At 28.3% G+C, this 25376-nt stretch carries 29 protein-coding genes; 10 read left to right on the forward strand and 19 right to left on the reverse strand.

Features of this window, described 5'->3' with window-relative positions; translation table 11 throughout:
• Positions 1-19: 19 nt before the first annotated feature.
• From L3B98_RS27230 to L3B98_RS27260, 7 genes are all read right to left on the reverse strand, one after another.
• The gene (locus L3B98_RS27230; RefSeq protein ID WP_017810888.1) at positions 20-340 is read right to left on the reverse strand and encodes a MazG-like family protein; all 321 of its coding nucleotides are present in this window, start codon (positions 338-340) and stop codon (positions 20-22) included.
• Positions 341-517: 177 nt separating this feature from the next.
• Positions 518-778, reverse strand: coding sequence for a 30S ribosomal protein S18 (gene rpsR / locus L3B98_RS27235; protein WP_015395847.1), 261 nt, complete (start codon positions 776-778; stop codon positions 518-520).
• Positions 779-801: 23 nt separating this feature from the next.
• Entirely contained in the window at positions 802-1248 is a 447-nt protein-coding gene (locus L3B98_RS27240) for a single-stranded DNA-binding protein (protein WP_015395848.1), read from the reverse strand.
• A gap of 14 nt (positions 1249-1262) precedes the next feature.
• The gene (rpsF, locus tag L3B98_RS27245; RefSeq protein WP_015395849.1) at positions 1263-1550 is read right to left on the reverse strand and encodes a 30S ribosomal protein S6; all 288 of its coding nucleotides are present in this window, start codon (positions 1548-1550) and stop codon (positions 1263-1265) included.
• Between the two features lie 101 nt (positions 1551-1651).
• Positions 1652-1846: a DUF951 domain-containing protein gene (locus L3B98_RS27250; protein ID WP_015395850.1), complete on the reverse strand. Its 195-nt coding sequence runs from the start codon at positions 1844-1846 to the stop codon at positions 1652-1654.
• A 38-nt stretch (positions 1847-1884) separates the two neighbouring features.
• Positions 1885-2751 carry a mechanosensitive ion channel family protein gene (locus L3B98_RS27255; RefSeq protein WP_077366731.1) on the reverse strand — a complete coding sequence of 289 codons (867 nt, stop codon included), beginning with the start codon at positions 2749-2751 and terminating at the stop codon, positions 1885-1887.
• Between the two features lie 15 nt (positions 2752-2766).
• Positions 2767-3009: a DUF3343 domain-containing protein gene (locus L3B98_RS27260; RefSeq protein WP_238919010.1), complete on the reverse strand. Its 243-nt coding sequence runs from the start codon at positions 3007-3009 to the stop codon at positions 2767-2769.
• Between the two features lie 321 nt (positions 3010-3330).
• Between L3B98_RS27260 and L3B98_RS27265 the strand changes: the two genes are divergently transcribed.
• The 3 genes from L3B98_RS27265 to yyaC all read left to right on the forward strand — a co-directional run bounded on the left by L3B98_RS27265 (position 3331) and on the right by yyaC (position 5789).
• Positions 3331-3978, forward strand: a complete 648-nt coding sequence (locus L3B98_RS27265) for a LysE family transporter (protein ID WP_238919011.1) — start codon at positions 3331-3333, stop codon at positions 3976-3978.
• A gap of 9 nt (positions 3979-3987) precedes the next feature.
• Positions 3988-5142 (forward strand): aminotransferase class V-fold PLP-dependent enzyme, encoded by a 1155-nt coding sequence (locus L3B98_RS27270; RefSeq protein WP_238919012.1) that lies wholly within the window; start codon positions 3988-3990, stop codon positions 5140-5142.
• A 98-nt stretch (positions 5143-5240) separates the two neighbouring features.
• Positions 5241-5789, forward strand: a complete 549-nt coding sequence (yyaC, locus tag L3B98_RS27275) for a spore protease YyaC (RefSeq protein ID WP_238919013.1) — start codon at positions 5241-5243, stop codon at positions 5787-5789.
• A gap of 140 nt (positions 5790-5929) precedes the next feature.
• Here yyaC and L3B98_RS27280 read toward each other — a convergent pair whose 3' ends face one another.
• From L3B98_RS27280 to rpmH, 12 genes are all read right to left on the reverse strand, one after another.
• Positions 5930-6460, reverse strand: a complete 531-nt coding sequence (locus tag L3B98_RS27280) for a DUF4446 family protein (RefSeq protein WP_144053550.1) — start codon at positions 6458-6460, stop codon at positions 5930-5932.
• 19 nt (positions 6461-6479) lie between these two features.
• On the reverse strand, positions 6480-7343 hold the full coding sequence (locus L3B98_RS27285) for a ParB/RepB/Spo0J family partition protein (RefSeq protein ID WP_077366733.1): 864 nt from the start codon (positions 7341-7343) through the stop codon (positions 6480-6482).
• Between the two features lie 9 nt (positions 7344-7352).
• Positions 7353-8114 (reverse strand): AAA family ATPase, encoded by a 762-nt coding sequence (locus L3B98_RS27290; RefSeq protein WP_077366734.1) that lies wholly within the window; start codon positions 8112-8114, stop codon positions 7353-7355.
• 206 nt (positions 8115-8320) lie between these two features.
• A complete protein-coding gene (gene noc, locus L3B98_RS27295) occupies positions 8321-9100 on the reverse strand; it encodes a nucleoid occlusion protein (protein ID WP_015395859.1) in 780 nt (259 codons plus the stop codon).
• A 60-nt stretch (positions 9101-9160) separates the two neighbouring features.
• Positions 9161-9880, reverse strand: a complete 720-nt coding sequence (gene rsmG, locus L3B98_RS27300) for a 16S rRNA (guanine(527)-N(7))-methyltransferase RsmG (protein WP_015395860.1) — start codon at positions 9878-9880, stop codon at positions 9161-9163.
• Between the two features lie 23 nt (positions 9881-9903).
• Positions 9904-11790 (reverse strand): tRNA uridine-5-carboxymethylaminomethyl(34) synthesis enzyme MnmG, encoded by a 1887-nt coding sequence (mnmG, locus tag L3B98_RS27305; RefSeq protein WP_238919014.1) that lies wholly within the window; start codon positions 11788-11790, stop codon positions 9904-9906.
• An 8-nt stretch (positions 11791-11798) separates the two neighbouring features.
• Positions 11799-13181 (reverse strand): tRNA uridine-5-carboxymethylaminomethyl(34) synthesis GTPase MnmE, encoded by a 1383-nt coding sequence (gene mnmE, locus L3B98_RS27310; RefSeq protein ID WP_077366737.1) that lies wholly within the window; start codon positions 13179-13181, stop codon positions 11799-11801.
• A gap of 165 nt (positions 13182-13346) precedes the next feature.
• Positions 13347-13976 (reverse strand): RNA-binding cell elongation regulator Jag/EloR, encoded by a 630-nt coding sequence (gene jag, locus L3B98_RS27315; protein ID WP_077366738.1) that lies wholly within the window; start codon positions 13974-13976, stop codon positions 13347-13349.
• A 55-nt stretch (positions 13977-14031) separates the two neighbouring features.
• Complete coding sequence (locus L3B98_RS27320; protein WP_077366739.1) at positions 14032-14790, reverse strand: membrane protein insertase YidC; 759 nt, start codon at positions 14788-14790, stop codon at positions 14032-14034.
• Between the two features lie 22 nt (positions 14791-14812).
• Positions 14813-15022 carry a membrane protein insertion efficiency factor YidD gene (gene yidD / locus L3B98_RS27325; RefSeq protein ID WP_015395865.1) on the reverse strand — a complete coding sequence of 70 codons (210 nt, stop codon included), beginning with the start codon at positions 15020-15022 and terminating at the stop codon, positions 14813-14815.
• Positions 14994-15371, reverse strand: coding sequence for a ribonuclease P protein component (rnpA, locus tag L3B98_RS27330; RefSeq protein ID WP_015395866.1), 378 nt, complete (start codon positions 15369-15371; stop codon positions 14994-14996). Before rnpA ends, yidD begins: the two co-directional genes overlap by 29 nt.
• Before the next feature lie 61 nt (positions 15372-15432).
• Positions 15433-15567 (reverse strand): 50S ribosomal protein L34, encoded by a 135-nt coding sequence (gene rpmH, locus L3B98_RS27335; protein WP_015395867.1) that lies wholly within the window; start codon positions 15565-15567, stop codon positions 15433-15435.
• A gap of 504 nt (positions 15568-16071) precedes the next feature.
• On the opposite strand from rpmH, the gene dnaA reads away from it, so the two are divergent.
• The 7 genes from dnaA to gyrA all read left to right on the forward strand — a co-directional run bounded on the left by dnaA (position 16072) and on the right by gyrA (position 24914).
• Positions 16072-17427, forward strand: coding sequence for a chromosomal replication initiator protein DnaA (gene dnaA / locus L3B98_RS27340; protein ID WP_238919015.1), 1356 nt, complete (start codon positions 16072-16074; stop codon positions 17425-17427).
• A 261-nt stretch (positions 17428-17688) separates the two neighbouring features.
• The gene (dnaN, locus tag L3B98_RS27345) at positions 17689-18789 is read left to right on the forward strand and encodes a DNA polymerase III subunit beta (RefSeq protein WP_238919016.1); all 1101 of its coding nucleotides are present in this window, start codon (positions 17689-17691) and stop codon (positions 18787-18789) included.
• Between the two features lie 36 nt (positions 18790-18825).
• On the forward strand, positions 18826-19032 hold the full coding sequence (gene yaaA / locus L3B98_RS27350) for a S4 domain-containing protein YaaA (protein WP_238919017.1): 207 nt from the start codon (positions 18826-18828) through the stop codon (positions 19030-19032).
• A gap of 71 nt (positions 19033-19103) precedes the next feature.
• Positions 19104-20186: a DNA replication/repair protein RecF gene (gene recF / locus L3B98_RS27355; protein WP_238919018.1), complete on the forward strand. Its 1083-nt coding sequence runs from the start codon at positions 19104-19106 to the stop codon at positions 20184-20186.
• Positions 20187-20200: 14 nt separating this feature from the next.
• Positions 20201-20461 carry an extracellular matrix/biofilm biosynthesis regulator RemA family protein gene (locus L3B98_RS27360; protein WP_015390186.1) on the forward strand — a complete coding sequence of 87 codons (261 nt, stop codon included), beginning with the start codon at positions 20201-20203 and terminating at the stop codon, positions 20459-20461.
• A 52-nt stretch (positions 20462-20513) separates the two neighbouring features.
• Complete coding sequence (gyrB, locus tag L3B98_RS27365; protein WP_238919019.1) at positions 20514-22421, forward strand: DNA topoisomerase (ATP-hydrolyzing) subunit B; 1908 nt, start codon at positions 20514-20516, stop codon at positions 22419-22421.
• Positions 22422-22442: 21 nt separating this feature from the next.
• A complete protein-coding gene (gene gyrA / locus L3B98_RS27370; RefSeq protein WP_238919020.1) occupies positions 22443-24914 on the forward strand; it encodes a DNA gyrase subunit A in 2472 nt (823 codons plus the stop codon).
• The last annotated feature ends 462 nt before the right edge of the window (positions 24915-25376 follow it).

The following is a 25376-nucleotide window of genomic DNA, read 5'->3' on the forward strand; positions in this document are numbered from 1 at the left end:
AAAGCCTCCTAAGATATCTTCAATCTTTTCTATCATTAATATAACGATTTAATTTACTTAAACTTTTACCTTCTTTTTCAACTTCATCTTCAGCTCTTATACCCATTTCCAATTTTGATTTAATAATATGATCTATATCTACAAATGAATAACCTAATTTTTCTCCTAAGATATATAATATAATTATTGCACCTGAAATACAATTTGGAATTGAATCTCGAGCTACATTATTTCCTTTTGTTAAAAGTTTAAAGAATTCTCCTATTATACAAATTAATTGTGCCTTTAAATCTTCTATAATTTTAATGTTAGACATTATATTAAAATTATCTTTTTTCATAGTCATATCACCCTCTCTCAAAACCCTGTATTACTATTTTAATTTTTTTTCTTAAGTATTGCAAGAACTTATAATCTTTTTTTGCTATTTTTTACCATTTATTTAAAATTATATGCTTATGTATATTTTTATATATTAAAAAACCCCTGATTTCTCAGGGGATATTAATTATTACCTTTATTCTGTTGTGAATGGTAATAATGCTATGTTTCTTGCTCTCTTAATTGAAGATGTTAATTCTCTTTGATGTTTAGCGCAAGCTCCAGAAATTCTTCTAGGAAGAATCTTTCCTCTTTCTGTAACATATTTTCTTAGCTTATTTATATCTTTATAATCGATAAATTCAGCCTTATCTACACAAAAAGCGCAAACTTTTTTTCTAGATCTTCTCATTTTACCGCCAGGTCTTCTACCGTTGTTACCTTCTTCTCTGCTCATCTTTTTCCCTCCTTACTATAATTTTAGAAAGGCATATCTCCATCATCTACAGGAGTTATATCCTCTTCAAAATTCCCACCACTAAATGCGTCATTTACTGGCATTGAATATTCATTGCTGTTACCAAAACTAGCTCCAGCATTACCTGATGCATTTCCTTTACTTAAAAATTGAACTTCCGTAGCAACTACCTCTGTTACATATCTTTTAGTACCATCTTTCGCATCATAACTTCTGGTTTGAATTCTACCACTAATAGCCATTTGGCTACCTTTACTCATGTAATTAGCAGTACTTTCTGCTTGTTTGCCCCATACTACTACAGGTACAAAATCAGCTTCTTTTTGACCAGTTTTTGTGTTATATTTATCAACTGCTAATGTTAAGGTTGTTACTGCTGCTCCACTTCCTGGAGTAAATCTTAGTTCTGGATCTTTTGTTAATCTTCCAATTAGAACTACTTTATTCATTTACAACACCCACCTTATGCTTGTTCGTTAACAATGATATGTCTTATAACACCATCAGTGATTCTGAATATTCTATCTAATTCTCTTGGTAATTCAGGGTTAGCAGTAAAGTTAACTAAAGTATAATAACCTTCACTAACTTTCTTGATTTCGTAAGCAAGCTTTCTCTTACCCCAGAAATCAACGTTTTCTACTGTTCCTCCACCATTTTCTATAACACCCTTAAACTTTTCGATGTTAGCTTTAACAGTTTCTTCATCAAAAGCAGGATTTAATATAAATATAGTTTCGTACTTTCTCATTAATTTCACCTCCTCCCCTCGGACTAACGGCTATGCTTTGCATAGCAGGGATTACAATTTATGATTATACCATTTAACCAAAATATAATCAAGCAATTTTCCTAATTTTCTGCAGTTACTACTATTTTTTTTGCATCCTTTTTAAATTTCCCTCTTGGAATCATTACTATTCTGCCACAACCTGTGCATTTTATTTTAATATCTGCACCTAATCTTATTATTTCAAATTGATTTACACCGCATGGATGTTGCTTTTTCATTTCTACTATATCTCCAAGATTAAAGCTTTCAACCATAGTTTCTCCTCTTTTCTATAAATATTTATATGCAACAATTAAATATTCTCTTCTTCTGAAACGCATATTTTATTTTTATCTAATGCCAATTTTAATGACATTCTAAGTTCATTCTCCATTTTCCATTGCATAAGCGGTCTAGCTTTACCTGTTATTCTTATTATAGAACTTGTTAATTCTAGAGCTATAATCCCCTTAATTTCTATAGGTTCACTTATGAACTCTTCATTATTACTCTTAAACTCATCACATGTAGTTTTTATAATACTAATTACATCTTCAATATTTTCTTCATTAGATATGTTAATATCTACCGTAAATCTAATATCATTTCTAGAATGATTAGTCACTCCCATTATAGATCCATTTGGAATCGAATGAACATCTCCTGTAAAATCTGTTATTACAGTAGCTCTAATACCTATGCTCTTAACAATTCCATTATAACTTCCTATGGTAACATGATCACCAACTCCAAATTGATTTTCAAATAAAATAAAAAAACCATTAATTAAATCCTTAATTAAACTTTGAGCTCCAAGTCCAACCGCAATTCCACCAATACTTGCAAAAGTAAAAGATATTTCACCAAATATAATTGATATTATTATTGCTATTCCCATAAAATAGACTGAATATTTCAATACACTTTTTAATACTTCTCCAAGTGTTTTTGCTCTTTGGGTGTCTAATGAAAGCATTGCATTACTCTCAATTTGTTTATTAACAAATTTTTTAATCAAATGTTTACCAACTACTATAGCAATGTACATTAATACTATTGTTAAAATTATTTTTATTCCTTTATATATTATTGATTGAATATCTGTTAATTTTATACTCAAAATATTTCCTATTTGTAATTGAGTATCATCTGATAATAATTTTAATAAATAATTATACACATATTATTCTCCTCTCTATCTTTCTACAATTATATAACTATCATTATCCCTAAAATATATATTCTTAAATTCTATAATATTATTTTTTATTATTGTATGAATTTCTTCTTCTTCCTCTATTCTTATACATATTCCACAACTCATAGTTATTGATGTTGGTGTTGGCATTATTCTAAAATTAAAATTTAATTCCTTCATTCTCTTTTCTGCTGCCATCGCATCATATGTATTTTTGAAAACTATTATGTAGTAATTCAAAATCTTTCACCTCTTACAATTATTTATATATTAGTTTATTAAACCTCAATTTAAAAATTATCTTACTGATTATTATCAATTTCAATATTATATCATATTTTACATTATATCTGTTTAAATTATCAATGTTCAATTATCAAGTAATGACTATGTTATTTTAAAATTTCTTAAATTGAGCTGCTCAACATTAATTAGAATCTATATATATTTTTTACTAAATAATTATTAATAATATTTAACATAAAAAACTTCATAAATTTAATGAAAAATAATTTTATTTATCTTATAATAATATACAAATGCAACAAAAAGGAGAATATGATGATTTCAGTATTTAGTGTAGCTCAAGCTATAGCTGTAGGTTTTTCTTATGGATTCATTGCATCTATTCCAATAGGTCCTTCTGGCCTTGAATCAGTTAGCCGTTCCATATCAAATGGCTTTCGAGAAGGCTTTAAAGTGTCACTTGGCGCAATATCCGCAGATATAGTCTATATAATAATTATAAATTTAGGTATATTTACAATACTATCTAAAAATCCCAAATTTGAGAGTTTATTTTGGATAGTATCTGGAATTATTCTAGTTTTATCTAATAAAGTTTCATTCAAACGGAAAGAAACAGACCATAATTTGGAAAAACCAATTTTAAAGAATACTTCTAATGCATTCTTATCTGGTTTTTTAATAACCTTTCTCAATCCAACTACTCCATCAATATGGATTGTATCAAGTAGTACGATATTTACAGTATGGAGACATCATGGGCGCATATTTTTTACATTATCAATTCTTTCCATGATTATAGGAAGCATAAGTTGGTTTTGTTTACTTAATATTTTAGTAAGTAAAGGGGTTAAAAGATTTAAATCAAACATAGCTAACAACACATCAAAATTTGTTAACTATCTTCTTTTTGCTTTGGGGATAGTATTTATAATTTTTGGAGCGTATAAATTTATCTTTTAGGGGTGTATAATGGAAGTTTACTTAGATAATTCATCAACAACTTATCCAAAACCTAAACAAGTAATTGATGGCATGTATAATTACATGCTTAAAATTGGTGGAAATGCAGGACGTGGAAATTATAGTAATTCACTGGAAAGTAATCGATTTTTATATAATGCAAGGGAAGTTATTTGTGATTTCTTTGGTTTTGATTCTCCTAGTAATGTTATCTTCACTAATAATGTTACTACTTCTCTAAATATATTAATTAAAGGAATCTTAAAAGAAGGTGATCATGTAATTACATCTTCTATGGAACATAATTCGGTTATTAGACCTCTATATTTCTGTAAAGACAATTTGCAAATTGAACTGGATATCATACAAGCAAATCAGCAAGGCTTTATTGATATTAATGATTTTAAAAATAAAATTACTCCTAAAACAAAACTTGCTGTTATAACTCAAGCTTCAAATGTTACTGGATCTATCCAAGATATAAACTCCATTGGAGATATCTGCAAGGAGCATAATATTTTCTTCATTGTCGATTCTTCACAAGGTGCAGGTGTTTTAGATATTAATATGAAATCAATTAAAGCTGATGCAATAGCATTCACAGGGCATAAGAGTTTATTGGGGCCACAAGGAATTGGAGGATTTATTATAGATTCAAAATTTAATGAATCTTGTTGCAGTTTGCTACAGGGTGGCACAGGAAGTTTATCCTCTTCATTATATCAGCCCGATTTTTTACCAGATAAATTTGAATGTGGTACTCATAACCTTCCAGGTATAGTTGGCTTAACTGAAGCTATAAAATACATAAATTCAATAGGATTAAATGAGGTTTCTAGTCATAATCGTGAGATAATAAATTACTTAATGGATGGTTTATTAAACATTAATGGAATAAATGTTTATGGAGATTTATCTTGCAATAATTTAACCACTTGTATATCAATTAATTTAAATTCTTTAGATTGCTCTGAACTGGCTTATTACTTGGAGAGTAATGGAATAAAGACAAGATCTGGTTTACATTGTGCACCTTTAGCCCACCAAACTATAGGAACATATCCTAATGGAACTGTTAGATTAAGCATTAGTTATTTCACTACAAAGGCCGAAATTGATTATACACTTAATATTTTAAATAATATTTCAAAGGATAATAATTAATTTTAATAATTTTATAATATCTTTCCTATTATCTCATAAACATGAATAAACCTTCTCTTTATTGGATATAAATCTAATAAAGGAGGTTTATTTATTTTATGTTTGATGGCTTAAAAGTCAATTCATCTTCATTTACTTCTTCTATAAAAATAAAAAATTACCTAATAGAAGAATTACAGCCACACCTAAACAGTAAAAGACCTATTATTTTTGTTTGTATAGGCAGTGACAGGTCTACAGGCGATTCATTAGGTCCATTAGTTGGTCATAAACTACAATATTTCACTAGGAACAATATATTTATTTATGGAACATTAGATAATCCAGTACATGCTAAGAACTTAGAAATTATATTAAATGATATAAATTCAACTTTTACAAATCCATATATAATAGCAGTTGATGCATGCCTTGGTTCTTTTAAAAATATTGGCAATATATTTATTCAAAAAAAACCTCTTAAGCCTGGATTAGCTCTAAATAAAGTTCTTCCTTCTGTTGGTGAGATGAGTATTACTGGAATTGTAAATATATCTGGCAATTTTGATTTCATGGTATTACAGAATACTAGATTGCAGGTTGTTATGAATTTAGCTGATTCAATTTCAAAGGGAATCTACTATTTTATTTTAAATAGCTTGAATTAAGCTTAAAATTACTTTTAGAATTGATTTAATCAAACAATTCTAAACATATTTATAATTTCTTTTTTTATAATTATTGCAATAAAAAAGAAGCTACTTATACATTATTTTCTTATACTGTATAAGTGCTCCTTAATAATTAATTAAGTATTTATTGTTTTGTTTGATGCTTCATTTAATACGTATAATTCTTCTTCTGATAGATCGTATCTAGATATTCCCTTATCAATTGGTTTTGCATAGGTAGTACTCTCTTCTCTTCCATATATACCAGTTAAGATTACTCCATCATTATTATCATCTAGCATTGCAATTGAAAAACTCAAGTCGCTTCCCACATTCTCAAAGGCTTTATATCTCATTATAGCAACCTTTTGTACACACTCTTTCATTTTTATTTCTAACCTGCTACATTCTTGTAATGCTTTATCTGATGATTCCTTGGCTTCTTGAATACTATCTAATCTTTCTAATAGCATTTCTTCTAAATTATTACCAGTTACACCTTTCATTAATTTCCTATATCTATTTTCAACTTTTCCTACCGATTTAAATAGAACTACTACCATAATAAATAGTAATACAATAATTATTATCATTGCTGCTACAATGTAAGGCATTAGTTCATTAATTGTATTAATTAGAGTATTCAATTCCATTGTCATTCCTTTCATAATTGTTTCACGTGAAACATTACATATCAATAATATCTAATATTCTTTGCAAATCTTCTTCTGAATAATATTCAATTTCTATTTTTCCTTTATTTTTTTTATTAGATATATTAACTTTTGTCCCAAAAAAATTCTGAAGTTGATTTTTTATATCTTTATAATATGGGTTTAATTCTTCATTAACTTCTTCAGTTAATTTGTTCTTTTGATTTTCTTCATTAATCTTTTTTATTAATCTTTCTAATTCTCTAACAGATAATTTTTCGTCAATTACCCTTTGTGCTATTTCATATTGTTTTCCTTTATCAGCAAGAGATAAAATAGCTCTTCCATGTCCTTCTGTAATTATCCCCTCAATTATGTATTGTTGAACTTTATCATCTAAATTTGTTAATCTAATTGTATTTGTTATAGCAACTCTCGATTTTCCAATCCTCTTACTTAATTCTTCTTGCGTAATTTCAAAATCATCTAATAGTTTTTTATAAGCAAGTGCTTCTTCAATAGGATTTAAATCTTGACGTTGAATATTCTCTATTAGCGAAACTTCAAGTATATCTTTATCACTTAATTCCATAATAACTGCAGGTATTTCACTTAATCCTGCCATTTTTGCAGCTCTCCATCTTCTTTCTCCAGCTACTATTATATATTGATCATTTATGTGCTTTCTTAAAATTAATGGCTGTATTATGCCATGGGTTTTAATAGATTCTGCTAATTCCGCTATTTTTTCAGAATCAAATGATTTCCTAGGCTGTTTATCGTCACTTTTTATTTTATTAATTGAAATTAAATTCTTAGCATTTTTCTCTAAATCATTTTCTGATTCTTCTGGAATAAGTGCACTTAATCCTTTTCCTAGAGTAAATTTTTTTGCCATTCTAATCACCTACTGTCTTTTTAAAAATTCTTTAGTTAATTTTATGTAGGCTTCTGCACCCTTGCATTTTTCATCATACAACATTATTGGTAATCCAAAACTTGGTGCTTCTGCTAATCTCACATTTCTAGGGATTGTTATATTATATACCTTATCCTTAAAATACTTTTGAACTTCCTTTAAAACTTCATTACTCAGATTCGTCCTGTAATCAAACATAGTCATAACTACGCCTTCAATTTCAAGATTTTTATTTAGGGACTTTTTTACTAATTGAATAGTATTAACTAATTGACTAACTCCCTCTAATGCATAAAATTCACATTGTATTGGAATTAAAACTGAATCTGCACAAGCTAATGCATTTATGGTCAATACACCTAATGATGGTGGACAATCAATAAACACAAAATCATATTCATCTTCAATTTCTTTTAACTTGTTCTTTATTATATTTTCCCTGTCACTTCTATTTATAAGTTCAACTTCTGCGCCAGCAAGCTCTACTGTTGAAGGTGAAATGCATAAATTTTCAACCAAATCACTTCTTACTATAGACTCTTTCATTTTAGTATCAGAAATTAAAACATCATAAATCGATAAATCTAAGTTATTTTTATCTAACCCTAAACCACTTGTAGTATTACCTTGAGGATCTATATCAATTGTTAATACCTTATATCCCTCCATGGCTAAATATGCGCACAAGTTTATATTAGTAGTGGTCTTTCCGACTCCACCCTTTTGATTAAAAACACAGATTTTTTTCATACCTATAGCCCTTAAAGAGCGTCCCCCCTTCCCATAATAATATTATATATACTTTTTCCTCATAATAAAAGAATTATGTTTTAAAAAACGAACTTAATAACACAATATTACTAAACTTAATAATATTTTAATAATTAATTTAAACATAATTAAAGTTAAGATCAATAATTAACCTTAACTTTAATTACACAAACTATCAAGTTTTATCACTTTACTTTAGGAATTTTAACAGTCACCTCAATAAATTCGTCTTCATCTTTATATGCGTATTCTGCAGGTATATCAAATTTTTGTAATACTTGCTTAATTGTATTTACATATAACTTTGCTGGTAGAACACCACGTATACTTCTTTTACTACCTTTTTTTAGTTCACTACCTGTTAACTTAAGTAATTCTTTATTTATTAGTTCCTCAGTTTTCTTAACATTTAATCCATCTTTTATTATCTTTTGCACTATTTTTAATTGCAAATCTTCTCTTGGAATTGTAAGTAAGGCTCTAGCATGTCTTTCAGTTAACTTATTCTCTAAACATATTTCTCTAACTTCAGAACTCAATTTTAATAGTCTTAATTTATTAGCTATTGTCGACTGCTTTTTTCCCATTCTCTTGGCAAGTTCATCTTGAGTAAAATTATGATCATTTATTAAATTATAATATGCTTCAGCTTCTTCAATATAATTTAGATCCTCTCTTTGTAAATTCTCTAACAAAGCTATTTCTGCTGATTCTGAATCTGTAATATCAACAATATTACACGGAACTGTTTCTAAATTAGCTAATTTAGCCGCTCTAAGTCTTCTTTCACCAGCAACTAACTCATATACTTCTCCTCTTTTTCTAACTGTTAATGGTTGAATTATACCATGTTGCTTAATTGATTGTGATAACTCTTCAATTGCTTCTTCATTAAAATATTTACGTGGTTGATATATATTTGGAATAACCTTATCTATATTAATTCTTACTATTTCATTGTTCATGCTCTCAATCCATCCCTTATTAAAATACTACAAACATATTTGATCTATAATTATCGTTCTCTATTTAATCGGATTCTTTGTTATCAATCCTGCTTTTCTTGGATAGTTCTTAGGACATTCCTTAATTTTTCTAACTGTAACAAGATTATGTCGCAATTCAGTATCTTCAATATTAATTTCACAAATATTAACTAATTCTCCACCAAGAACTTTAATTGCATTAAGGCTTTCGTTAATTTCCTGCTCAACTGAAGGCCCCTTCAGTGCAATAAAATTCCCCCCAACTTTTGCGTATGGAAGACATAATTCTGATAATACACTCATATTAGCGACTGCCCTAGATGTTGCAATATCAAATTTTTCTCTTAACTTACTATCTCTTGCGCCATCTTCAGCTCTTGAATGAATCGTTTTAACATTCGAAAGTCCAAGTTTATTAATTACAGTATTTAAAAAATTAATTCTTTTATTTAATGAATCCAATAAAGTAACTTCTAAATTTTCTTGCATAATAGAAATTGGTATTCCTGGAAAACCTGCACCTGTTCCTACGTCAATCATATTTTTTGCCTTCTTAACCTCATCAGCCTTAAATGCTTTAATTGAGTCAATAAAATGTTTTTTAACTATTTCTTCATCTTCCACTATAGCTGTTAAATTTATCTTCTCATTCCACTCTTGAAGAAGCTTCATAAAATCAATAAATTTCTCATATTGTTCTCTTGAAAATTGCATACCAACATCTTCAGTTGATTTACACATTAAATCATAAAAATCCATATTTCCTCCATATTAACAACTTACTAGGATTGTTTCCCATATCGGTGTTCTAAATATATTAACATTACTGAAATATCAGCTGGAGATACCCCAGAAATACGTGATGCCTGGCCAATACTAATCGGCTTAATACTACTTAATTTTTGAATCGCCTCAATTCTTAGTCCTTTAATATTATCATAATTAATATCTTTAGGTAGTAATTTCTTTTCAAATTTTTTAAATTGTGCTACTTGTTCAAGTTGACTTTGAATATAACCTTCATATTTTGTTAGTATATTAATTTGTTCACCAACATCATACGGTAATTGAGGTCTTTCACTATCCAATTCTTCTAAATCAAAATAATCTAACTCAGGCCTCTGCAATAATTCGTAAAAACTAATTGGCTTTCTTAGTTCAGCTGAATTTAACGAATGTAAAAATTCATTAACTTCTCTTTTATTAGTTACTTTTAAATTTTTTAGTCTGCATAACTCATTTTCAACATTTTTCCTTCTATGTAAAAATCTATTATATCTTTCATCTGTAACTAACCCTACTTTATATCCCATTTCAGTTAATCTGAAATCAGCATTATCTTGCCTTAACAGTAATCTATATTCAGCTCTCGAAGTCATCATTCTATATGGCTCATTAGTACCTTTTGTAACCAAATCATCAATGAGAACACCAATATATGCATCAGAACGCGTTAAAATTAATGGCTCTTCTCCTTTAATTTTCAACGCAGCATTTATACCTGCAACTAATCCTTGAGCACCTGCTTCTTCATATCCTGAACTACCATTAAGCTGCCCTGCACCATATAACCCTTGAACATCTTTAAATTCTAACGTTGGCCTCAATTGAGTTGGATCAATTGAATCATACTCAATTGCATATGCAGTTCTCATCATTTCAACATTCTCTAAACCTGGTAATGTTCTAAGCATTTTAATTTGTACTTCTTCAGGAAGTGATGATGAAAATCCACCAACATACATTTCTAATGTATCAAGTCCCTCAGGTTCAATAAATATTTGATGTTGTGGCTTATCTGGAAACCTCATTATCTTATCTTCTATAGAAGGACAATACCTAGGACCAACACCTTTAATACTTCCATTATAAATAGGTGACCTATCTATATTTTCAGTAATAATTTTACGTGTTTCTTCATTAGTATAAGTTAGATAGCAAGAAATTTGATCTTTTTCAATATTATCACTCATAAATGAAAAAGGTACTATTTTATCATCTCCATTTTGCTCTATCATTTTTGAAAAATCTACAGATCTTCTATTTATTCTCGCTGGAGTTCCTGTTTTAAATCTTCTTAATGATATTCCTAAATCTAGTAATGATTGAGACAAATCATTTGCTGGGAATAATCCATTAGGTCCACCACTATATGAAACTTCTCCAATTATAATTTTTCCTCTTAAATATGTTCCTGTTGCAAGTATTACTGCTTTACATGCAAAAACAGCTCCATTTTTAGTAATTACACCAGTTACCTTGCCATCCTCTACATTTAGTTCTGTTACTTCAATTTGTCTTATATTAAGATTTTCCTGTTCCTCTAAAATTCTTTTCATTCTATATTGATAGTTTTTCTTATCTGCCTGTGCTCTTAAAGAATGCACTGCTGGTCCCTTAGAAGTATTCAGCATTCTTGATTGAATAAATGTATTATCGATGTTAATTCCCATTTCTCCACCAAGTGCATCAATTTCTCTTACCAAATGCCCCTTTGCAGTTCCACCAATATTAGGGTTACAAGGCATCAATGCTATCGAATCTAAATTTATAGTACAAACTAATGTATTAAGTCCCAATCTTGCAGAAGCTAGTGCGGCTTCACACCCTGCATGACCAGCTCCAACAACTATCACATCATAATGCCCACCATCATAATTTACTGCCATTACTTTACCTACTTTCCTACACAAAATTCACTAAAGATTTTATTTAATAAATCTTCCTCTAATTCATCTCCTGTTATTTCACCCAAAGCTTTCATAGCTGCTGTTATGTAAATAGAAATTAGATCAAGATATTCATCAGCATTAACCTTATTTAAAGCCATATCACAATTTTCTAATGACTTATATAACGCTTGCTTATGCCGTGTATTTGAAATTAATAGACTCTCAGATTTTATTTCTCCATTAAAAAATAGATCTTTAATTTTCTTTTTTAAATCATCAATACCTATTCCAGACTTTGCTGATATGTTAATTATATTGTTTAACTCATTAATATTTTCTTCAGATATTTTTCTATCCAAGTCAATCTTATTAGCTAACACAATATGTTTTCTATTCTTTATTTTTTCAATTATAATTTTATCCTCAATATCGATCTCTCTAGATACATCAATCATTAATATAACTAGATCAGCTTCCTCAATTTTTTCTTTTGATCTTTCTACACCTATTTTTTCAACTATATCTTCAGTATCTCTTATTCCTGCTGTATCAATTATTCTAATAGGTATTCCATCAACATTTAAATATTCTTCTATAATGTCCCTTGTTGTGCCTGGTACATCAGTCACTATCGCTCTATTTTCCTTTAATAAAGCATTAAGTAATGATGATTTCCCTACATTAGGTTTTCCAACAATAACTATACTAAGACCTTCTCTGATTATCTTGCCTTCATCAGCACTTGCTAATAGATTTTTGATTTTTACTATTGTTTTATCAATTCCATTCTTAATTTGCATAATTAAATTATCATCAACAATATCTTCATCATCCTCTGTAAAATCAACAGCATACTCAATTAAAGCTAAAGTATTTAACAAATTTTTTCTCAATTCAATTATCTCTTTTGAAAGCGCACCATTACTTTGAAGCATTGCTGATTTCATTGCCAACTCAGTTTTAGCTGTAATTATATCCATTACAGCTTCTGCTTGACTTAAGTCTATTCTGCCATTTAGAAATGCCCTTTTAGTAAATTCACCAGGTTCCGAAAGTCTTGCACCTGCTTGAATTGCTTGATCTAATACACTATTAGTTGATACAATACCTCCATGACAATTAATTTCAACTACGTTTTCTCCAGTATAACTTCTAGGTGCTTTCATATAAGTTAAAATAACTTCATCAATTATTTCTCTAGTCTTAAAATTCACAATATTTCCATACTTCATAGTGTATGTTTTCATATTTTTAATATCATAATCATTCTTAGGTACAAATATTTCACTAGCTATTTCTAAAGCTTTTTCCCCTGATATTCTAATTATGGCAACACCACCTTCACCAATGGGTGTTGCTATCGCACAAATTGTATCAAATTCTTTCATTTAATTTCCTCCTATATTAAAGAAGATTTTATTAACTATATCGTTTCAAACTAATATCAATTTTACATAACAATATTTAATTAGTCAAAAATATATTATTAAATTTTATTTTATATTTATAAATTTTATTATTAAACTTAAAAAGAAAGCCTTCAGGCTTTCTTTTTACAAATCTTTTTTTAATTCAATTACTACTCTTCTAAATGGTTCTTCACCTTCGCTATATGTATTAACAAAAGTATCTTCTTGAAGCGCAGAATGAATAATTCTTCTCTCATATGGATTCATTGGTTCTAACTTAAATGGCCTCTTAGCACTTTTCACCTTACTGGCTGTTTTAATAGCAACACCTCTAAGGGTTTCTTCTCTTTTTCTTCTATAGTTCTCTGTATCTAAAATAACTTTTTTATGAGGAAGTTCATGTACCTTATTAACTATTAATGAAACTAAATATTGTATAGAATCTAAAGTTTCTCCTCTATAACCAATTATAACGCCCATCTTATCTCCTGATAAATTGATTACTATAGTATCATTTTCCTCTTTGATATTTATATTAGCTTCTATTTCCATGCATTCAAGCATTTTTGAAATAAACCCACGAGCTTCTTCAATATAATCGTATTTATAAGAAACTCTAATCTTAACTGGCTTAACACCTATAACATTAAATAAACCTTTTGAACCATGATCTAAAACCTCAACATTAACATTATTCTTATCTGTCCTAAATTCAATTAATGCTTTGTTTAAGGCTTCTTCTACAGATTTTCCTTCTACTTCTATTGATTTCATTTGTTAATTCACCACCTCTCATAATTAAAGCAAAATTTTTATAGATAAATTAAATTTATTTCTTTTTTCGTTTTTTACTAGCTGAATTTTTTGGTTCTTCAACTGCCATAACAAATTTATCTGATTCTACTTTCGATTCCTTAGCTTCATTAGCCTCTTTAATTGCAGGTCTATAATTTAAAAAATACGTTTGTATTGTTTGAATTAAATTACCCATAATCCAATATAACACTAATATTGATTTAAACTGCCATGACATAACTCCCATCATTCCAGCCATTGCTAAATTCATAGTTCCCATATTCATTCCATTAGGTTGAGATGGAGTTGCTTTAGTCATTAAATATGATGGAATATATGTAGATAGAGCCGCTAATATTGGAAGTATATGCAATGAATCTGGAGCAAATAAATCTTTAATCCATAAGAATGATGCTCCTTCTATTCCTTGTATTTCCATAAAGACATAATATAACGCCATTAATATTGGTAATGGAAGTAGTGATGGAACACATCCCCCTGCCATACTAACATTATTATCTTTATATAATTTCATTACTTCAGCATTTAATTTTTGTGGATCATCTTTATACTTTTCCTGAATTTTTTTCATCTCTGGTTGAATCTTCTGCATACCTCTTGTAGATTTTGCAGCCTTAATATTAAATGGCAATATTAATATTCTTATAATTAATGTAAAAACAAATATTGCTAAAACATATGATAATCCAACATCTGATACTCCCGTGCCAACAATGAAATTATGCAGAGAATCAAATATACCTTTCATAAAATCAACTATCGATTGAAACATTAAAATATATACCTCCTAGTATTCATCTTACTGGGTCATATCCACCTTTACAAAAAGGGTTACATCTTAATATTCTGTAAACCGCCATAATTGTGCCCTTTAAAGCTCCATACTTATTTATTGCATCTAGAGCATATTGCGAACAAGTTGGCATAAACCTACAGCATGCTGGCCTTCCTGGTGAAATATGTTTTCTGTAAAAGTTAATTAAGTTTATTAGTAATTTCTTCATTATTATATAAGCCTGCCTTTTTAATTAAATTTTTCATAGCAGTTTCTACTTCAAAATAACTTTTATCTTTAATTGGATTTCTTGCTATAAAAATAAAATCATATCCTTTTATTATATAATTATAATTTAATCTAAAGCTTTCACTTATTAATCTTTTGCATCTACTTCTAACAACACTATTTCCTACTTTTTTACTTACGGAAATACCTAGTTTATTATAATAATTAAAACTTACATCTCTATTTTTTTTATTCTTAAATATATACATGACTAAAAGTTCATTTGCAAATGACTTTCCGCGTCTATATATAATTGTAAATTCAAAATTTTTTTTTAATCTATAAATCATAGATGTTTTTATACTCCTTTTTTCCCTGCATTTGCAGAAAAAAGGCCACTTAATGCGGCCCTTATGCTGTTAATTTTTTTCTTCCTTTTTGTCTTCTGTTCTTAAGAATGTTTCTTCCTGATTGAGTGCTCATTCTCTTTCTAAAACCATGTTCTTTTTTTGTTTGTCTTTTTTTAGGTTGGTAAGTCATAAACATTACATATGCACCCCCTTAGATTTATTATTTATAGCAAATACTATACTTTGCGACTTTAAATTTTACTTTACCTATTATATATATATAATAATTTTCTGTCAAGGTAGTAATATATTGTTGATAAATATATTTTATATAATTTTTTTGTGGATAACTTCTTGAATATGAATAATTACTTATGTTATCATATGTATTATGTTGTGAATAACTTTTTACAATACAAGTTTATCCACAAGTGTGGATAAACTTGTGCATAACTTGTTTGTTTGTTATTTATATTATATATAATAAATGACAATTATGCTAGGTTTGGTACATGTTTATAACTCTAAATGTTAATTGTTAGTAATTCTATATACTAAGTTTCTATACACATAATTATTAACATGTTGATATATTTGTATACATAATTGTCAATAATATAGAAATGTTTATAACATGTTGATAAACTGTACATAATATCCTAAAAAATTTTTTTTATTAAAATTTATTGGAGGAATAAGAATGGATGCCGATCTAAAAAACTTGTGGGATAAAACTTTAGATATTATAAAAAGCGAATTAAGTGAGGTTAGCTTTAATACTTGGATTAAAAGTTGCGAACCCCTATCTATTTCTTCAGATACACTTAAGATAAGCGTTCCAAATTCCTTTACTCAAGACATCTTAGACAAGCGATACAAAGTTCTAGTTGCAAACTCAATAAAAGCAGTGTGTTCAAAATTATATACAATTGAATTTATCATAATGTCTGATAATTACGATAAGGAAGACGATAAAGCAAATCCTGCCAATAATAAAACTTCAAAATCAATTATTGTAAATGATGAAATGTCTTCAACTTTAAATCCCAAGTACACATTTAATTCTTTTGTAATAGGTAACAGTAATAGGTTTGCTCATGCAGCATCATTAGCAGTAGCTGAATCTCCTGCAAAAGCTTATAATCCATTATTTATATATGGTGGTGTTGGACTTGGAAAGACTCATCTAATGCATGCTATAGGTCACTATATTTTGGAAGGAAATCCTAATGCAAAAGTTGTTTATGTTTCTTCTGAAAAGTTTACTAATGAATTAATTAATGCTATTAAAGATGATAAAAATGAAGAATTCAGAAATAAATACAGAAATGTTGATATTTTGCTTATAGATGACATTCAATTTATTGCTGGAAAAGAACGTACTCAGGAAGAATTTTTCCATACCTTTAATGCACTACATGATGCTAATAAACAAATTATATTATCATCAGATAGACCACCAAAAGAAATTCCAACATTAGAAGACAGATTGCGATCTAGATTTGAATGGGGATTAATCGCAGATATTCAAGTTCCAGATTTTGAAACTAGGATGGCGATTTTAAAAAAGAAAGCTGATGTTGAAAACTTAAATGTAGCTAATGAAGTAATGGGCTATATTGCTACAAAAATAAAATCAAATATAAGGGAACTTGAAGGAGCATTAATAAGAATAATTGCATATTCTTCACTAACAAATAGAGAAGTTACTGTGGATTTAGCTTCTGAAGCTCTAAAAGATATAATATCTAAAAAACAAGGAAAACATGTAACTATTGATTTAATTCAAGATGTAGTATCTAGTTACTTTAATTTACGTATAGAAGATTTAAAATCACAGAGAAGAACTAGAAATGTTGCATATCCAAGACAAATTGCAATGTATTTAAGCAGAAAATTAACAGATATGTCTTTACCTAAAATAGGAGAAGAATTTGGTGGACGAGATCATACCACAGTAATACACGCATATGAAAAAATATCTGAAAACTTAAAAACAGATGATTCATTACAACACACCGTTAATGATATCACAAAAAAGCTGACTCAAAATTAATCCACATCTGTATATAATAATTCAATCATAACTTGTGGATAATATTTTTGTGGCAATAATATTGTGTAACTTGTGGATAACCAGTTGAATTTGTTACTGATTTATCCACAATATTTTTGAATGCAATTTTGTTGATATAACAAAGCTAGAACTAGTTATCAACAAATTAACAGCCCCTACTACTATTATTACTATAAAAGTATTAATCTATATCTATTTATTATCTTTAAATTTCATGTTAATAAATAAGGAGGATTCAAAATGATTTTTACATGTGAAAAGCAAAAAATATTAGAAGGTATTTCTATCGTGCAAAAGGCTATAACAGGCAAATCAACTATGCCTATACTAGAAGGAATATATATAAAAGCTAAAGGATCAACATTAACACTTATTGCTTCAGATATGGATGTTAGTATTCAAACAGTAGTAGATGCAGCAGTTATAGAAGAAGGTAGCATTGTTATTGATGCTAAAATATTTGGAGAAATAATAAGAAAATTACCAAATTCAAGCATAAAAATTGAGATTATTGAAAATCAATTACTAAAAATTACTTGTGAAAAATCTGTATTTGACGTAGTTTATATGAATTCAAATGAATTTCCAGAATTACCTCAAATAAATGAGCAATTAAAAATATCAGTAAATCAAAATATCTTAAAAAACATGATAAAAGGTACATCTTTTGCTATTGCACAAGAAGAAACTAGACCTATACTTCAAGGAATTTTATTTGAAGTACAGAATAAAACATTAAATTTAGTAGCTCTTGATGGGTATAGATTAGCTATAAAAAGTGAATTTTTAGATAATGATATGGATATAGAAGTTGTTATTCCTGGGAAGACATTGATTGAAGTATCCAAGATATTAGAAGATATTGATGAGATTGTAGATATAACATTTACAAATAATCATATACTCTTTAATTTAGAAAAAACTAAAATAATATCTAGACTATTAGAAGGTAAATTTATTAATTATAATTCTTTATTACCACAAGAACATAAATTATTTGTAAATGTAAATAGGCAAGAATTACAGAATGCAATAGAAAGAGCCTCTTTAATGGCTAAGGATGGCAATACTAATTTAATAAGACTAGATATACAGCAAGATAATCTAATAATAACATCTAATTCTCAATTGGGAAAAGTAAGAGAGGAAATATCAATAAAATTGCAAGGAGAAGGGATTCAAATTGCATTTAATTCAAAATACTTATTGGATGTATTAAAAAACATGGAGCAAAATGAAGTTGTTATGAAAATGACATCAGGAATAAGTCCATGCGTAATTGAAGAAGAAAATAATGAAAATGCTAAATATTTAGTATTACCTGTAAGATTAATGAGATAGGAGGATAAATATTATTATTAATATTTATACAATAAAATGAATAAAGTAAAAATTGATACTGAATATATAAAATTAGATGCCTTTTTAAAATGGGCTGGTATAGCTTCTTCTGGGTCAGAAGCTAAATTTTATATACAAGATGGATTAGTAAAAGTTAATCATGAAATTTGTATTCAACGAGGGAAAAAATTAAAATTTGGAGATGTAATAAACTTTGATGGCTCAGATTTTGAAATTATATGAAATGATTATTAAAAATAATAAATAAACTGTTATTTTATTATATATGATATAATTATTATAGGTGTATTTTTATGTATGTTAAAAACATAAGTTTGTTTAATTATCGAAATTATGAAAATCTAAATATACAATTAATTAAAAATGTTAATGTTTTTGTAGGTGACAATGCTCAAGGAAAAACTAACATTTTGGAAGCAATTTATTATAGTGCATTTGCAAAATCACATAGAACTTCAAAAGATAAGGAACTGATAAATTGGAAGAAGGATAACGCTTATATTAGTTTACTTGTAGGAAAGAATAGATTAGATAAAAAAATAGATATAAACATTTTAAGAGATGGAAAAAAGGCCATTAAAGTAAATAATATTAAAGTAAATAAGATAGGTGAATTATTTGGAACCTTTAACGTTGTAATGTTTTCTCCAGAAGATTTAAAAGTAATAAAGGAATCTCCTACTATTAGAAGAAGAATGCTAGATATGGAGTTATCTCAAATTAATCCAAAATACTATTTTAATTTAGTTCAATATAACAAAGTGTTAAATGAGCGCAATATTATATTAAAAAATAAAATATTTAATCAAGATATTTTAGAAGTATATGATTTGCAATTAATTGAATATGCTGATTATATTGTTTCAAAAAGGTTAGAATATATAGATAAGATAAACTTTTTTGGTGATGAAATCCATAAAGAAATAACATCTAGTAAGGAAAAAATTGAATTTAAATATAATTGTACTGTGAATTTGGGGAACTTTAAGGATAATTATTTACAAAAACTAAAAGCTAATGTTTTAAAAGACAGGGAAAGAGGATTAACTTCAGTAGGTCCTCATAGAGATGACTTTAGTGTATTTATAAATTCCATAGATACCAAAATATTTGGATCTCAAGGTCAACAAAGAACATCAATTTTAACTATGAAGTTTTCATCTTTAAAAATAATAAAACAAATAACTGGAGAATATCCAGTCTTATTATTAGATGATGTTCTATCTGAACTTGATTCAAGTAGAAAGAGATATATACTAAGTTCAATAAATGATATACAGACAGTAATTACATGTACTGGTGTCGAAGATTTAAATGATTATTTAGATGAAAAAGTTAAGATTTTTACAGTATCAAATGGTAAAGTTTTAAATTAAAGGAGGAATATTTAGTGTTTTTACATTTGGGTGAAAATGTTGTAGTTCCTATTAAAGATATAATTGGAATATTCGATCTTCAAAATACAATGTATAGTTCTGATACAATACAATTTTTGAGATTAGCAGAAGAAGATGGTTTTGTAGAACGCATTACTGATGAAACACCAAAATCATTTATTATTGCAGAAGTTGATAATAAGAGTAAGATATACCTTTCACCAATTTCATCAACAACATTAACGAAAAGAACTGATATTGAATATAGTTCTTAATTTTATAATTAATAATAATTTTAATATTTATTAAGTTTAGGAGGAGTCTGATTTGGAACAAAATAATAATAAATATGATGAAAATCAGATACAAGTTCTTGAAGGATTAGAAGCAGTAAGAAAAAGACCAGGTATGTATATTGGAAGTACTAGTCCAAGAGGGCTTCATCATTTAGTTTACGAAATAGTTGATAATAGTATTGACGAAGCATTGGCAGGATTTTGTAAGAAAATAGAAGTCAACATTAACGAAGATAATTCAATTACAGTAAGCGATGATGGTAGAGGAATGCCAGTTGGGATGCACCCTAAAATGGGTAAATCTACAGTTGAAGTTATAATGACAATTTTACATGCTGGTGGTAAATTTGGCGGTGGTGGATATAAGGTTTCTGGAGGACTTCATGGGGTTGGTGCATCTGTAGTTAATGCTCTTTCAGAAGATTGTACAGTTACAGTCAAAAGAGACGGTCATGTATGGCAACAAAAATACAGTAAAGGAAAAGTACTTACTGAGGTTGTAAAAATCGGTAATAGTGATCAAACTGGTACAGAGACTTATTTTAAACCTGATGCTGGAATTTTTGATGAAATTATATTTGATTTTGATGTATTAGCTCAAAGATTAAGGGAGTTAGCTTTTTTAAATAAAGGAATTTATATAGAGCTAATAGATAAAAGATATGATAAAAAAGAAACTTTTCATTATGAAGGTGGAATAAAATCATTTGTTAGCTATTTAAATAGAAACAAAGTACCACTTCATGAAGAACCAATATATATAGAGGGAGTAAAGGATAAAATAGCTGTTGAAATAGCACTTCAATACAATGATGGTTATACTGAAAATATTTTCTCTTTTGCAAACAATATAGATACTGTTGAGGGTGGTACACATTTAGTTGGTTTTAAAACAGCATTAACAAGAATATTTAATGATTATGCTAAAAAGTTTGGGCATATAAAGGAAAATGATAAAAATTTCACTGGTGATGATATAAGAGAAGGTCTTACAGCAGTAATATCAGTTAAAATTGAAGAACCACAATTTGAAGGGCAAACTAAGACAAAGCTAGGAAATAGTGAAGTTAGAGGAATAGTTGATTCGATTGCAGGTGAAAATATAGGGATATTCTTAGAGGAAAATCCTGCTGTTGGAAAGATGATTGTTGATAAAGCACTGATGGCAGCAAGGGCAAGAGATGCAGCTAGAAAGGCAAGAGAATTAACAAGAAAATCTGTATTAGAAAGATCTGCATTACCTGGAAAATTAGCAGATTGTTCTTCAAAGGATCCTCGAGAATGTGAAATTTATATAGTCGAAGGAGATTCTGCCGGTGGATCAGCTAAACAAGGCAGAAATAGAAAATTCCAGGCCATTTTACCACTAAGAGGTAAGATACTAAATGTTGAAAAACAGAGACTTGATAGGATATTGAATGCAGATACTATAAGATCTATGGTTACTGCATTTGGTGCTGGCATAGGAAATGATTTTGATGTAGAAAAAATTAGATATGATAGAATCATAATTATGACAGATGCCGATGTTGATGGGGCTCATATTAGAACATTGTTATTAACATTTTTCTATAGATACATGAAGCAATTAATAGATGGTGGTCATGTATACATAGCTCAACCACCATTATACAGAATTATTAAGAATAAAAAAGAGTATTATGCTTATAGTGATAAAGAATTAGAGCAAGTATTACAAGAAGTAGGTGGAAAAGATAATTCTACTGATATTCAAAGATATAAAGGTCTTGGTGAAATGAATGCAATTCAATTATGGGATACAACAATGGATCCAGAAAAAAGAATTCTATTAAAAGTAAATGTAGAAGATGCTATGGCAGCAGATGAAATTTTTACGATATTAATGGGCGAAAAGGTTGAACCAAGAAAAGATTTTATACAACAAAATGCTAAATATGTTGTAAATTTAGACATTTAGTACTGATATGAGGTGAAGTACATGGATTTTAATGAGGGTAAAGTTGAACTTGTAGATATTAATAAAGAAATGAAACGATGCTATATAGATTACGCTATGAGCGTTATAGTAGGGCGTGCATTGCCAGATGTAAGGGATGGATTGAAACCTGTACATAGAAGAATACTATATTCTTTACAGGGGTTAGGATTAACTCCTGATAAGGGCTATAGAAAATGTGCGAGAATAGTCGGTGAAGTTTTAGGTAAATATCATCCACATGGTGATACTTCTGTTTATGATGCATTAGTAAGAATGGCTCAAGATTTTTCTATGAGATATATGTTAGTAGATGGTCATGGAAATTTTGGATCAGTTGATGGTGATAGTGCTGCTGCTATGAGATATACAGAAGCAAAAATGAATAAGATAGCTGTAGAGATGTTAAGAGATATAAATAAAAATACAGTTGATTTTATGCCAAATTTTGATGGAGAAGAACAAGAACCAGTAGTTTTACCATCGAGATTTCCGAATCTCTTAGTTAATGGTTCATCAGGAATAGCAGTTGGAATGGCAACAAATATTCCACCGCATAATTTAGGGGAAATAATAGATGGAACTATAATGCTTATCGATAATCCAGAAGTTACGATATTAGATCTTATGACTAAAATCAAGGGGCCAGATTTTCCTACTGGAGCAACTATTATGGGCAAAGCAGGGATTAGAGCTGCTTATGAAACTGGAAGAGGTAAAGTAGTTGTTAGAGCTAATGCAGAAATTGAAGAGGAAAATGGAAGACATAAAATAGTTGTAACTGAAATACCATATATTGTAAATAAGGCAAAACTTATAGAAAATATTGCAGATTTAGTAAAGGATAAGAAGATTACTGGAATATCAGATTTAAGAGATGAATCAGATAGAGAAGGTATGAGAATAGTAATAGAACTAAAAAGAGATGCTAATCCTAATGTAGTTCTAAATTTACTATATAAGCATACTAAGCTTCAAGATACATTTGGGATTATAATGTTGGCTTTGGTCAATAATGAACCTAAGGTATTAAATTTAAAGGAAATACTAAGAAACTACATAGATTTCCAAAAAGAAGTTATAACAAGAAGAACAATATTTGAGCTAAACAAAGCAGAAGCCAGAGCTCATATACTTGAAGGATTAAAGATTGCATTAGATAATATAGATGAGGTAATAAGTATAATTAGAAATTCTAATACTAGCGAAATTGCTAGAGATACTTTGATAGAAAGATTTAATCTTTCAGAGAAACAAGCTCAAGCTATATTAGATATGAGGTTAAGAAGACTAACAGGATTAGAAAGAGATAAGATTGAGGATGAATTGAATGAATTAATGAGGCAAATGGAATATTTAAATTCTATTTTAGAAAGTGAAGAAAAATTATTAGGAGTTATTAAAGATGAACTTCTAGAAATAAAAGCTAAGTATTCAGACGAAAGAAGAAGTAAAATAGAAAAAATTATAAATGAAATTGATATAGAAGATTTAATCCAAGAAGAAGATGTTGTTATAACATTAACTAGTTCTGGATATATAAAGAGGATTTCAGCTGATACTTATTCTTCACAAAGAAGAGGTGGAAAAGGGATTCAAGCAATGACAACAAAAGAAGATGATTTTGTTGAACATCTGATGATAACATCAACCCATTCGGATGTTTTATTCTTTACTAATAGGGGAAGAGTATATAAATTAAGAGCTTATGAAATTCCTGATGCTGGAAGACAAGCAAAGGGTACAAATTTAATAAATATTATAGCAATAGAGCCTGATGAAAAAATTCAAACAGTATTAACTGTAGCTGATGGAAAAAAAGAAGGATTTTTATTTATGGGTACTAAACAAGGAATTGTTAAGAAAACTCCAGTAAGTGAATTCAAAAACTTAAGAAAAAATGGATTAATTGCTATAAGCCTAAAAGATGGAGATGAGCTGTTAAAAGTAAAGAACACATATGGAGATGCAAACATAATGATGGTAACTCAAAATGGTTATGCAGTTAAGTTTAACGAAAAAAATGTTAGACATATGGGAAGAACTGCATCTGGAGTTAAAGCTATTAACTTAAAAGAAGATGATGTAGCTGTATGTATGGATATAGCAGTTGATGGAGAAGAATTACTAGTAATAAGTGAAAATGGATATGGAAAAAGAACTCCTATTGAAGAATATAAACTTCAAAACAGAGGCGGCGTAGGATTAATAACTTATAAGATTAGTGAAAAGACTGGAAAACTTGTTGGAGCAACAATATGTAAAGTTGATGATGAATTAATGCTTATAAATTCTAGCGGTGTAGCTATTAGAATAAATGTAGCTGATATTTCAGTTACTAGTAGATCTGCAATGGGAGTAACATTAATGAGAACCAGTGATGATGAAAAAGTTGTTGCAATCGCTAAAATATTAGGTAGTGACGAATCAGAAGAGGATTCTATTAATGAAAGTAATGAAACTTCAGAAGAATAATATTAACTGAATTTTATATGAATAAGATTATTAACGATAAATTCAAATTTATCGTTAGTAATCTTAATTTTTTACAAGTTTAAACAATAAAATTTTAGTAAACAATGTCAAATGATCCTAGCGTATCATAGTTAGAAAAATAAAAGAAAAAGTAAATAAATAGAGAATAACTAATTTAAATTAATTTAATTGCAATATATTATGTAAAAATATATAAATATTATGTTAATATAAAACACGTCGCTAAGAGTGAAAGAACTTGATAAAATTACGACTATAGCATATAGTATTAACATTTTAAATACTATTAAAATGTTGTTGACAAAGCTAAAGTTAAGTGATATACTAGTGAAGTCGCTTGAGGGTGACAAAAACAAACAAAAGATTACAGCGAAAGCTGTAAGAAAGAAAATGGTCTTTGAAAATTGAACAGAATAAGATAAATACATTTAAGTAAACCAG

The organism is Clostridium sp. YIM B02555, from assembly GCF_022320955.1.
Taxonomy (GTDB): Bacteria; Bacillota; Clostridia; order Clostridiales; family Clostridiaceae; genus Clostridium; species Clostridium saccharoperbutylacetonicum.

Coding starts and splice junctions, on each gene's coding strand:
- L3B98_RS27320 (WP_077366739.1), bottom strand. CDS start 14,790: ATGTTTCAATCGATAGTTGATTTTATGAAAGGTATATTTGATTCTCTG.
- yidD (WP_015395865.1), bottom strand. CDS start 15,022: ATGAAGAAATTACTAATAAACTTAATTAACTTTTACAGAAAACATATT.
- mnmG (WP_238919014.1), bottom strand. CDS start 11,790: ATGGCAGTAAATTATGATGGTGGGCATTATGATGTGATAGTTGTTGGA.
- mnmE (WP_077366737.1), bottom strand. CDS start 13,181: ATGAAAGAATTTGATACAATTTGTGCGATAGCAACACCCATTGGTGAA.
- dnaN (WP_238919016.1), top strand. CDS start 17,689: ATGATTTTTACATGTGAAAAGCAAAAAATATTAGAAGGTATTTCTATC.
- L3B98_RS27285 (WP_077366733.1), bottom strand. CDS start 7,343: ATGGCAAAAAAATTTACTCTAGGAAAAGGATTAAGTGCACTTATTCCA.
- L3B98_RS27290 (WP_077366734.1), bottom strand. CDS start 8,114: ATGAAAAAAATCTGTGTTTTTAATCAAAAGGGTGGAGTCGGAAAGACC.
- rsmG (WP_015395860.1), bottom strand. CDS start 9,880: ATGGATTTTTATGATTTAATGTGTAAATCAACTGAAGATGTTGGTATG.
- L3B98_RS27250 (WP_015395850.1), bottom strand. CDS start 1,846: ATGGTTGAAAGCTTTAATCTTGGAGATATAGTAGAAATGAAAAAGCAA.
- yyaC (WP_238919013.1), top strand. CDS start 5,241: ATGTTTGATGGCTTAAAAGTCAATTCATCTTCATTTACTTCTTCTATA.
- rpsR (WP_015395847.1), bottom strand. CDS start 778: ATGAGCAGAGAAGAAGGTAACAACGGTAGAAGACCTGGCGGTAAAATG.
- recF (WP_238919018.1), top strand. CDS start 19,104: ATGTATGTTAAAAACATAAGTTTGTTTAATTATCGAAATTATGAAAAT.
- gyrA (WP_238919020.1), top strand. CDS start 22,443: ATGGATTTTAATGAGGGTAAAGTTGAACTTGTAGATATTAATAAAGAA.
- L3B98_RS27270 (WP_238919012.1), top strand. CDS start 3,988: ATGGAAGTTTACTTAGATAATTCATCAACAACTTATCCAAAACCTAAA.
- L3B98_RS27280 (WP_144053550.1), bottom strand. CDS start 6,460: ATGAAAGGAATGACAATGGAATTGAATACTCTAATTAATACAATTAAT.
- yaaA (WP_238919017.1), top strand. CDS start 18,826: ATGAATAAAGTAAAAATTGATACTGAATATATAAAATTAGATGCCTTT.
- rpsF (WP_015395849.1), bottom strand. CDS start 1,550: ATGAGAAAGTACGAAACTATATTTATATTAAATCCTGCTTTTGATGAA.
- L3B98_RS27240 (WP_015395848.1), bottom strand. CDS start 1,248: ATGAATAAAGTAGTTCTAATTGGAAGATTAACAAAAGATCCAGAACTA.
- L3B98_RS27265 (WP_238919011.1), top strand. CDS start 3,331: ATGATTTCAGTATTTAGTGTAGCTCAAGCTATAGCTGTAGGTTTTTCT.
- dnaA (WP_238919015.1), top strand. CDS start 16,072: ATGGATGCCGATCTAAAAAACTTGTGGGATAAAACTTTAGATATTATA.
- L3B98_RS27230 (WP_017810888.1), bottom strand. CDS start 340: ATGAAAAAAGATAATTTTAATATAATGTCTAACATTAAAATTATAGAA.
- noc (WP_015395859.1), bottom strand. CDS start 9,100: ATGAACAATGAAATAGTAAGAATTAATATAGATAAGGTTATTCCAAAT.
- rnpA (WP_015395866.1), bottom strand. CDS start 15,371: ATGATTTATAGATTAAAAAAAAATTTTGAATTTACAATTATATATAGA.
- jag (WP_077366738.1), bottom strand. CDS start 13,976: ATGAAATCAATAGAAGTAGAAGGAAAATCTGTAGAAGAAGCCTTAAAC.
- rpmH (WP_015395867.1), bottom strand. CDS start 15,567: ATGTTTATGACTTACCAACCTAAAAAAAGACAAACAAAAAAAGAACAT.